The organism is Streptomyces candidus (assembly GCF_014207445.1).
Classification (GTDB): domain Bacteria; phylum Actinomycetota; class Actinomycetes; order Streptomycetales; family Streptomycetaceae; genus Streptomyces; species Streptomyces candidus.
In genome coordinates this window covers 1-9,006 of sequence record NZ_JACHEM010000043.1, presented here as the reverse complement: position 1 = coordinate 9,006, position 9,006 = coordinate 1, and the positions used below count along the sequence as shown (strand labels likewise).

10 protein-coding genes and 1 pseudogene are annotated in these 9,006 nt (G+C 69.5%); 5 read left to right on the top strand and 6 right to left on the bottom strand.

The genetic code is table 11. The annotated features are described in order from the left end of the window. Positions 1 to 118: 118 nt before the first annotated feature. From HNQ79_RS34910 to HNQ79_RS32810, 3 genes are all read right to left on the bottom strand, one after another. Entirely contained in the window at positions 119 to 349 is a 231-nt protein-coding gene (locus HNQ79_RS34910) for a Helicase associated domain protein (RefSeq protein ID WP_376700013.1), read from the bottom strand. Positions 350 to 545: 196 nt separating this feature from the next. Next, positions 546 to 710, bottom strand: a complete 165-nt coding sequence (locus HNQ79_RS34905; protein ID WP_376700012.1) for a hypothetical protein — start codon at positions 708 to 710, stop codon at positions 546 to 548. Between the two features lie 129 nt (positions 711 to 839). Beyond that, positions 840 to 2,057, bottom strand: coding sequence for a transcriptional regulator (locus HNQ79_RS32810; protein ID WP_185036641.1), 1,218 nt, complete (start codon positions 2,055 to 2,057; stop codon positions 840 to 842). 167 nt (positions 2,058 to 2,224) lie between these two features. On the opposite strand from HNQ79_RS32810, the gene HNQ79_RS32805 reads away from it, so the two are divergent. After that, a complete protein-coding gene (locus HNQ79_RS32805) occupies positions 2,225 to 2,830 on the top strand; it encodes a hypothetical protein (RefSeq protein ID WP_185036640.1) in 606 nt (201 codons plus the stop codon). Positions 2,831 to 3,426: 596 nt separating this feature from the next. Here HNQ79_RS32805 and HNQ79_RS34900 read toward each other — a convergent pair. Then, positions 3,427 to 3,630, bottom strand: a pseudogene (locus HNQ79_RS34900) (DUF6221 family protein); the annotation flags it as partial. 251 nt (positions 3,631 to 3,881) lie between these two features. After that, positions 3,882 to 4,298 carry a WhiB family transcriptional regulator gene (locus tag HNQ79_RS32800; protein ID WP_185036639.1) on the bottom strand — a complete coding sequence of 139 codons (417 nt, stop codon included), beginning with the start codon at positions 4,296 to 4,298 and terminating at the stop codon, positions 3,882 to 3,884. A gap of 134 nt (positions 4,299 to 4,432) precedes the next feature. Between HNQ79_RS32800 and HNQ79_RS32795 the strand changes: the two genes are divergently transcribed. The 4 genes from HNQ79_RS32795 to HNQ79_RS32785 all read left to right on the top strand — a co-directional run bounded on the left by HNQ79_RS32795 (position 4,433) and on the right by HNQ79_RS32785 (position 7,402). After that, positions 4,433 to 5,254: a DNA/RNA non-specific endonuclease gene (locus HNQ79_RS32795; protein ID WP_229923805.1), complete on the top strand. Its 822-nt coding sequence runs from the start codon at positions 4,433 to 4,435 to the stop codon at positions 5,252 to 5,254. Positions 5,255 to 5,283: 29 nt separating this feature from the next. Continuing rightward, entirely contained in the window at positions 5,284 to 6,321 is a 1,038-nt protein-coding gene (locus HNQ79_RS32790) for a hypothetical protein (RefSeq protein ID WP_185036638.1), read from the top strand. A 13-nt stretch (positions 6,322 to 6,334) separates the two neighbouring features. Next, entirely contained in the window at positions 6,335 to 6,457 is a 123-nt protein-coding gene (locus HNQ79_RS34375) for a hypothetical protein (protein ID WP_260421926.1), read from the top strand. A gap of 168 nt (positions 6,458 to 6,625) precedes the next feature. Further along, on the top strand, positions 6,626 to 7,402 hold the full coding sequence (locus HNQ79_RS32785) for a hypothetical protein (RefSeq protein ID WP_185036637.1): 777 nt from the start codon (positions 6,626 to 6,628) through the stop codon (positions 7,400 to 7,402). Positions 7,403 to 7,632: 230 nt separating this feature from the next. Here the strand turns inward: HNQ79_RS32785 and HNQ79_RS32775 are convergent, their stop codons facing one another. Continuing rightward, a complete protein-coding gene (locus tag HNQ79_RS32775; protein ID WP_376700011.1) occupies positions 7,633 to 8,829 on the bottom strand; it encodes a helicase associated domain-containing protein in 1,197 nt (398 codons plus the stop codon). Between the last annotated feature and the right edge of the window lie 177 nt (positions 8,830 to 9,006).

Below are 9,006 nucleotides of genomic sequence, written 5' to 3'. Positions count from 1 at the left end.
GGAGATACGCGACGACATCCACGAAGCCTTCCTTACCCTCGGATGCGCACTCATCTGCTGGCGACGCCTGAAGTCATTCCGATAGGAGTTCTTAGTCACTGGCAGCCAAGGTCATCACTTACTCCGATTTGCGCTGCGCCCGGCGGCCAGGTGCACCGGGTGCGCACCGGTGTGCGGGGCTTGCCCAGTCGACCCCTAGCGCCGTGAGGGCGGCGAGTTGGTCGGCGTCCAGCCGGTCCCTTCGGGATTTGGTGTTGGAGATCCATACGCCCAGCTTCACGACCACCGGCTCCGCCTCGCCGTCGACGGTGATTTGGTCGCTGTGACCCCTCGGCACGGGTCGGTTCACGCCTTCCCGTTCCACCCACTGCGCGAGGGCGATCAGGCCGCGCTGAAACGCCTCCTGTGCCTTCCTCCACCCCCTTCGTCGCACGCGTGGCCGCGGGTGCCGCGGCCTGGGCGGGCTGTACGCCCAGCTTCGACAGCCGCTTCTGCTGCTCGGTCGACAGCTGCGCCCAGGTGCCCGGGTTCTTCTGCCGCTGAAGTCACTTGCCCAGGTCGTCGCCAGCGAGCAGCACCCCGGGTGACGGTGGGCCCGATGTTGCCATTGCGGTCGAAGAGGTCGCCGCGGTGGGCCCTGCCACGTCGCCCTCGTGGTCCACGCCCACGATGAACCGGGCGCCGTCCAGGGTGGTGATCTCGCCAGTCACGCCTCAGTAGCCGGACTCGGCGTGCCAGTCGTCACCGAGGAGCTTCACCGCTCGGCGTGCGATGTTCGAGAGGGGGAAAGGGGTGGCTAAGCACTTGCTCGACCTATGTCACTCGGAGTTACTCATCGGTCACCCGGTCTGTCCGGAGTCCGAGTCTGTGATCCAGCGCCCTCCGGCGGAGTCGTGCACGTACGCCGGCCTCCCCCTGGTCCCGCTCGTGCGGAACGGCTTCCCGCCGTCCGTGATTCGCACCGTCCCCGTACGGCCCCCGGCGCTCCACTCCAGCTCCAGGTACCAGCGGCAGTCGCAGCCCGCCGTCCGCGCGGAGACCAGCAGCTCCTCGGGGTCGGAGGAGGTGACCTTGTACGGGAAGGAGACGGCCGGGATCTTCCGGACCTCGGCGCCGGAGGCGTCAAGGCCGTCGACGGACCTCGCGAGCGGGCGCGGCCGGTCGAGGTCCACGGCGAAGTGGCGCGGGGTGACGGCGCCGCCACAGCCGTTGTCCATCCGGTACGCGTTCCACGGCAGCGGCGCGGCGCGGTCGACCACGCGCACGTGCAGGGCATGGAGGACGACGGCGTCGGACGGCGACCGGCCCTGGACCGTGATCCGCACCAGCGCCGCCCCGCCGTGCACGGCACCGTGCGTCCCGGCCCACGCCCCGGAGTCGGCCGCGTCCGGCGGCGGGGCGACCGCGCGGGGGGCCCGGTCCACGAGGTAGGTGTGCCCGCAGCCGCCCTCCCAGAGCTGGGAACTGATGCTCCAGGTGAAGGGGAGGGGGGCCGCGGTGCGCCCCGGAGCGGTGGAAGCGGGAGCGGGGGCGGAAGCCGTACGGGTGGGGTGGCCGAGCAGGGCGGCGGCGAGGGCGAGCATGACGAGGGCGACGGCGGCGGCGACGAGGAGGGGAGCGGGGGCGCCACGACGGGGGCGGGCGCGGGGCGCCTCCGGCGCGGACGGATCCGCGGCGGACGGGTCGTCCGGCGCGGTCGGGTCCGGGGCGGGGCAGGGGCCCGGTTCCGGCGCGGACGGTTCCGGGTTCGATTCCGGCGCGGCCGACACGGCCGGCACAGGCGTGGGCGCGGGCGAGGCCGCTCGGCGTCGGGCGCGGTCCGCCTCCGTCCAGGCCGCCTCCAGGGCCCGCCGTTCCTCCTCGTCCGCCCCGCACAGCAGGGCGAGGCGGTCGACCACGGCGAACTCCTCCGGGACGGTCGTGCCCGAGCAGTAGCGGTGGAGGGTGGACGCGCTGATGCTCAGCCGCCGGCCCAGCGCCTCGTAACTCCTCCCGTCCCGCGCCTTCAGCGTGCGCACGAGCCCCGCGAACTCCTCGACGGCGGCGTCCTTCGGCATTCCATCCCCCTCGACCCTGCGTCCCATCCTTCACGTCCTTGCACGTCAGCGGGGGTGGAATGGTTCCGGGACGGTTGGTGGGCGCGTGATCGTTGCAGTCGGCGGGCGCCGGCCCCACGCTGGTTGAGCACTGACCGAACGAACGACCCGACGGGGGATCCACCACCATGAACAAGCTCCGCACCGCACTCGCCACCGCAGCCGCTGCCGCACTGGGCCTCGCGGCCCTCGCCACAGCCCCGGCGCAGGCCGCTGCCCAGCCCGCCTTCCTGGCCGCCTCCCAGATGCCGCCGTCGTCGACGCCGTGGACTGCCACCCAGGTCTTCACCGGCGTCCCGGAGAACGGCGGCGTCCTCTGCGCCCCGTACAAGATCCCGGCGCAGAACACCCGCTACCGCGAGTTCAGCACCGAGCTCGACACCAACGGCGTCCAGGTCACCACCGTCGCCCGTACCGAGGCCGACGCCGTGAAGCTGGTCGACACCCTCCGCGGGGCCCTCGCCGGCTGCGGCCCCCTGCTGGAGCAGCAGAACCCGGGCCTGCAGGCCGTCAGCGCCTCCCACGGCAAGCTCGCCGTCGAGGAGGGCGCCTGGGTCTACAGCCTGGACACCGCCGACCCGCAGATCGGCATCTCCGACATCCACCTGTTCTCCGTCGGCCGCGACGGCCGCACCGTCACCCTCGTCCGCTGGGGCCAGATGGGCGACATCGAGGACGCCCCGCTGACCGCCTTCCGCACCACGATGAAGACCGCCGTCAACAAGCTCCAATGACCTCTGTGGTGCGTCATCGTTGGGGCAAGGTGGCGAAATCAGTGCGACCTCCACGCCCGCTCAAACGCGGAGGTCCTACTCCGTATGCGGAGTAGGACCCCATCAATGACGTCGAGCCGTCACAGCATGCCTAAGTCACACACTGCCTACACGAGGGCCCCAAGCTGGGGCAGGATGCCGGCTACTGCGCCGCCTACGATGCCGACCACACTATCGATCAGGCCGCCGATGATGGGCACACCCATGAACGCTCCTTAGAGTCGGGGAGCTCCATAGGTCCTCAAGTCGCTGTACTGCCGCGGCGGTACGGCTGCCGACTCACCCACACGAGGGACACGCTATCGCCCGCCCCGACCACTCGCGGAGCGCTCGCCCCCGCTGGTCAGGTAGGCGTCCGGGAAGGCCCGGCGGTTGGTTGTTCTGGCTCAGGGGCAAGCTGTGGGGGAGGCCGCTGTGTGACCGTTTCGGGGTACTGGTGCTGTGGGAACTCCCGCTCCCAGGGGTGCTTTGCTCACGAAGCGACGCGCGTCGTGCGGGGCAGAGGGGACGCTGCTTCGCACGACGGGTGGGGGCCTGCCCCGCGCGGCTGCCGCGGCTCAGGGGTGCCAGTGTTCCTGCCAGTCGGGGTGCAGTTCGTAGGGCAGGGCCAGGGCTTGCATGCCGGCGAAGGCGAGGGCCGCGTTCAGGGGCCAGCATGGTTGCCGGCGTTCGTGTGCGATCTGCTGTTCCAGACGGTGGAGGATCTGTCGGCTGGTGCCGGTACGTGCGCGTATCCGGGCGGGGCAGGGGCAGTCGCAGAAGCGGGCGCGCGGCGTGTCCTGGGCGGTGCAGCCGAGCTCGTGGAAGAGGGCGCCACCATGTTCCGCACTTCGTCGTTGTGGGCCAGGAGAGCGGACAGCAGGAGATCCAGGGCGGGGCTCGGTGCGATATCCACCTCACCGGCCTGGCAGATGGTCCACGCACACCCAGGACCATAGAAAGGTGGGGAGTTCGCTCCTGCCGCCGGATGTGCCGTGGGTGCGCATTTCGGCCATGCACAGGGGACAGCGCGTCAGGACTCACGCGGCATGGGCCACACCGTTCGCAGCTGCGCCGCCAGGCTCATCATCCTGTGGCGGCTGAGAGGGAGGCCGCGACACGAGGGGTGGCATCCGGCCGCAGACTGACACACCGGATGGTTTCGCGTGTGCAGTTCATGCTGGCGGCGTGCGGATTCGAGTAGGTCCTGCCAGGACGTCACCAGGGGGCGACGGCGCAGGACGGCACGTCGTTCGCGTTCGGTCATGCCGCCACAGATGCCGTGCTCGATCCTTCTGTCCAGGGCATGGGCGAGGCACTCCGTGCGTACCGGGCAGCCTCCGCAGACGGCTTTCGCCCTGTTCTGGGCGGACCCGTCGACGAATAACTCGTCCGGTTCGACGGTCCGGCATTTGGCCTGCCCGCCCCATTTCTCACCGAAAGTCCCCACGGTGCCGCCCTCCCTGATCCGGCCTGACCCGCTGGCCTGGGCAACAGCGAGTGGCAAGTGCCTTAGACCGTACGACAGTTCGCTCGAACGGAGAGGCGAAGGAGGGCGGTGCCCCCGGCAACCAGTGCGTCAAGGTGATCCCTAACCTCGGCAACGGCGAATGGGACACCTACGTCCTGAGCGACGCCCATGTCCTGGACCGCACGTCACCCTGCGTGCAGGCCCATGTCACGCCGGGCGAGAAGCAGTTCGCCGCCACCCAGCTTGCCGACGGATTCAAGGATCAGCGTGTGATCGACGCCGACCAGTTCGAGCTGACGTTCTCGCTGCCGGACACCGGCCCGCAGGCCAGCTGCCTGAACAACCCCGCGCCAATCAACTCGCTTCCCAACGGCGACGGCTGGTTCCTCAACACCACCGAGGCGGTTCCTCTCGTCAACCAGAGCGACCCGGCGGGCGGGGGCGGATTCAGGCCGACCAGGGCGCAGGCATGCCTGGGGCTGAACACCAAGCTGGGGACCAACACCAGTAATCCCGTCACCGGCATGAAGGACGCGGAGGCGTACGCGAAGGCGAACACCCTCACCTACGACCAGTCCCGGTGTCATCTCATCGCCAGAGTCCTCGGCGGCAAGGGAACGAGCAAGCTCACTCGGTGCAACCTCGTCCCCTGTTGGCAGGTCGGCATGAACACGGGCAAGCCCAGCATGCGGACCTACGAGACCATTGCAGAAGACGTGATCAAGGGCAGGGCTCCCGGCGTGGTTCTCGGAACGAACGACGCGATCTTCTACCAGGTGATACCCGTCTACAAGGACGCGAACAGCACTATCCCGGTCGGCGTCACGATGAACGCTAATATCCAACGGGCGAACGGGACGACTGAGGAACTGTTCCCCAACGTCTACGTCCCCAACACCTACTCGAACACCGGGTTGTACAACCTCGGTAACTGATCCCACTCAGTTCGCCAACGGGAGCCAGCATGAGTTTCACCACCCCACCGCGGCCGTTCGACATCACCGCGCTCTTTCCTCAGCTGGCCCCGCTGGCGCGCACGGCGACCCGGCTGCACCCGAGGCCGGGGTCGCCGACCGTGCACGACAGCTCCGTCGGCGGGCCGCTGCTGTGGCCCGCCGACGAGCCGTGGCCGTACTGCGACGAGCCGCACGACAGTCGAGCGGCGCCGGTGGTCCACTCCCCGGACGACGTCCGGATCCTCCGCCACGACCGCGCTGCAGCGGCCGAGCGGCGGCGCCTCGACCCCGAAGCGCCGCAGTGGACTCCCGAGGAACGGGCGACCTGGGAGCGGCTCGCGGACCGCCCGTGGTTCGACGGCCCGATCCCCCTCCTCCCCGTCGTCCAGCTCTACGCGCGCGACGCACCCTTCCCGCGCCCGCCCCACGCGGACCTCCTCCAGGTCCTCTGGTGCCCCTTCGACCACGAGATGGCCCACCCCCGGACAGCCCTCTTCTGGCGCTCCTCCGCCACCGTCACCGACGTTCTCGACGCACCGCCCGAGCCGCCCATCGTTGAGCGGGACTGCTACCTCCCGGAGCCGTGCCTGTTTTCACCGGAGCAGGTCACCGAGTACCCCAACCCCTCGGAGCTGGACAAGGAGCTTCAGGACCAGCTGGACGACATGAGCCGCTGGGAGTCGATCGACCCCGCGCGATACAACGCGTACGCGGACGACCCGGGCGAGCTCTATCTGAACAACCTCTCTACCGCCCCCGGCTGGAAGACCGGCGGCTGGACCAGCTGGGGCCTCACCGACCCCAAGCCCCGCCCCTGCCCCGAGTGCGGCACCGAGCAGGTCCCGCTCCTCACCATCGCCTCCTTGGAATGGGACGCCGGCAGCGAGACCTGGATCGCCGACGAGGACAGGACGGACCCATCCCCGCCCCCCCTGGGAGCTCGGGACGGCAACTTCACCTTGATCGACATCGTCGGCGGCTACAACCTCCAGCTCCACGCCTGCCCGGCCTCCCCGAACCACCCCCACATCGCCCTGGTCCAGTAACCCACCTCGTTCCGTGCCGCCGAGTCAAACGGGCGGCCAGCCGGTCACCAAGGGCGGTCTGCCGGGCGGCGAGCCGCGTCCCACGGACTTCGGCGCCCAGGAACTGCGCCGCCGGGAGCGCGGGGCTCGGCAGTAACCTCCGTCACCCGCCCGCGGAGGGATGTGTGAATGGCAGACAGTTCATTGGATCAGGTCGGTGTGCGGCTGCGCGACGTTGCCCGGGCTGTCCGTCTCCGCAGAGCTCTGTGGTCCGGCGGCCGAGTGCGGCATGGGCGACGGATACTTCCAGAAAGCAGATTCTTCGATGCCCATACACCCCCTGCGCGCCGAGCGCAGCGGTCCGCAGACCGCTTCTGCCGTGGCAGGCCTGCCATTCAAGCCTCAGCTTGTCAGAGCGGTGTTCAGGGACAGGTCCTCGTTGCACGTCTCCCGGTCGGCCGTATGGGCCGCTGCGTCGGTGACGCGGACCGTGCTGACGGAGATCATCGACGGGGCGAGGAGCGCGGCGGCCGAGGAAGCCAGGAAGAGGCTGCTCCCCAAGGACCTCATCTCGGCGATCGACCGGAACGTGGAAGTAGAGGTGGGAGCGGAGTGGTACCTGCACAGCCCGACCTTCTACGGCCTGTTGGGCGAGGTGCGCAACGCCGATGGTGCGCTCGTGTCTCTTCGCGAGCGCCGCGGGGCGCGTACACCGAGTGGTGTGGCGGGCGCCCACCGGTTCGAGGCCTGGGTGAGAAGGCTGCTGGGGAGCCGGGGGGCGAGGGCGGTCCCGGCGATGGTCCGCGACCTCGACGGAATCGCGAGCGTGTTTATGACCGACCTGGCCCGGGACGCGGCCATGGTCGTCCGCGAGGGCGGGGTCAAGCGGTTCGGGACGGTCAGCCTGGTGGTGCCGGGCGAACCGGCCCCGGCCCCGCTGCTCAAGGACCCCCTCCTTGCCCTGTCCACCCGCCGCGGGGACAAGCGGACTGTTGACAGGGACGACGTCCTGGCCGCCGCCACGATGCAGCTGTTCGGCGATCTCAGACAACGCGCCCTCACGGAGGAAGCCGAGATGACACGGAACACAGCGGCCAACTGATCGGACCCATCCCGCCGCTCGGCCCTCCAGGCGCCTTCCGGGTGAGCCTGGTGTTGTCAGTGGGTGCTTCTACGCTGCTGTGGTGAACGTGGATGATCTTGAGTGGCAGGCGGAGTGGTACGGGGGAGTGCATCCGGAGGTGGTGGACTCGCTTCTGGAGCACGGGCATCTGGGGCTGGTGGTGGAGGCTGCGTCCGGGCGGGGGGACTGGTTCTGTGCACAGGGGGCGGTCAACGCACTGTGCGGGGAGGGTCTGTTCGAGCGGGCGTGGGAGGTGATGGAACCGTTCGCGAGGACCGGCTGGCTGCCCGCGGTAGCGGCCGGCGCGGATGTCCTGCTCGCCGGCGCCCGGGCCAAGGAGGCCCGAACTGGGAACCAGGCAAGGACCTCAGGGGACATGTCCACCCGGACAGCAAGTCGGGCTTCCTGAAGCTGACATGCACGGCTGAGCAGCCGGAACGTCTGCCCGCGCGGTGACGGCGATGCCTATTACGACCACCGCATGCCGATCTTGACAGTTGTTCCATCCGTTCCGGGGTCAGTCCGATGGCTCTGCTGCGTTGGTTGTTGATCCATGCCCCCAGGCGGTACTGGTCCTCGCGGCCGTCGTGGGTGAGCACGGTCTCGACGTGCTTGCGCGGGACGTTGAGGTGGCCCTCGCGCGCGTAGAACTGTCGGGCGGCGGCGAGGTGGGCGGCCCATTTGTCGGCTTGTGTACGGGGCCGTGGCGGCTTCTCGTCCTCGCTTGCGGGTGTGATCCCGAGGACCTGCTCGCACATCCACTGCTGCACGCTGGTGAGCTGGTCCCACCCGTGCCGCACCGTCTGCACCCACCGTCCGAGGTCTTCGCCCTGGCGCAGGATCTCACCCGGCGTGGTGGGCAGCGCTGCGCCCGTATTCAGGTGTGTCCGTACGAGGTGGAAGCAGCGCTGCCAGCTCACCGGCCACGCCGGGCACCAGGACGCGTCGATGTCCTCCAGCTGCTCACGCCGCTCGTCCGGCATTGCACCGGCCGACGATCCGACCGGCAACCCCTCAGCACACCGCCGCTCGATCTCCTGCGCCTTCCTCGCTGCCGCCCGTGCGTTCTTCAGCCAGATCCCCACCGCCGCGCCCTGAAAGGTGGCGTCCACGGGTGCCAGGAGGTGCCCGTGTTCGGCTGCCCACCCGCGTGCGGCGGACAGGCCTTCCTCCCATGCGATGTCGTAGTGGGACCAGATCATGCCGAACTTTTCCAGCTGTGCGACGCGGTCGGCGTCCATGTCCCCGCGGGCGTAGAGCCGGCGCGCGTCGGCGGTCCACTGCCCCAGCGGGAACCCGGCGAGCGAGGCCGGCCACACCGTGTCTTCCGCCTCCTGGTCGTCGGCGGCGGGCACGCGGTACGTGAACGGCACCTTCAGGTCGCCGTGTTCGCGGGCGTAGATCACGGCTGCTTCCACCCCGCGCCGTCAGTGCTGGGGCCGCCTCGCTCCAGAGTCTATCTGAAGAAGAAAATGAAGCAGAGGATTGATGACTCGACACGCACGCCGCGGGTACGCGGGTTACGGATACTCCTCCCCACCGTGTCGGAGACGTCATGAACGAGAAGGCTGAAGACCCCCGGG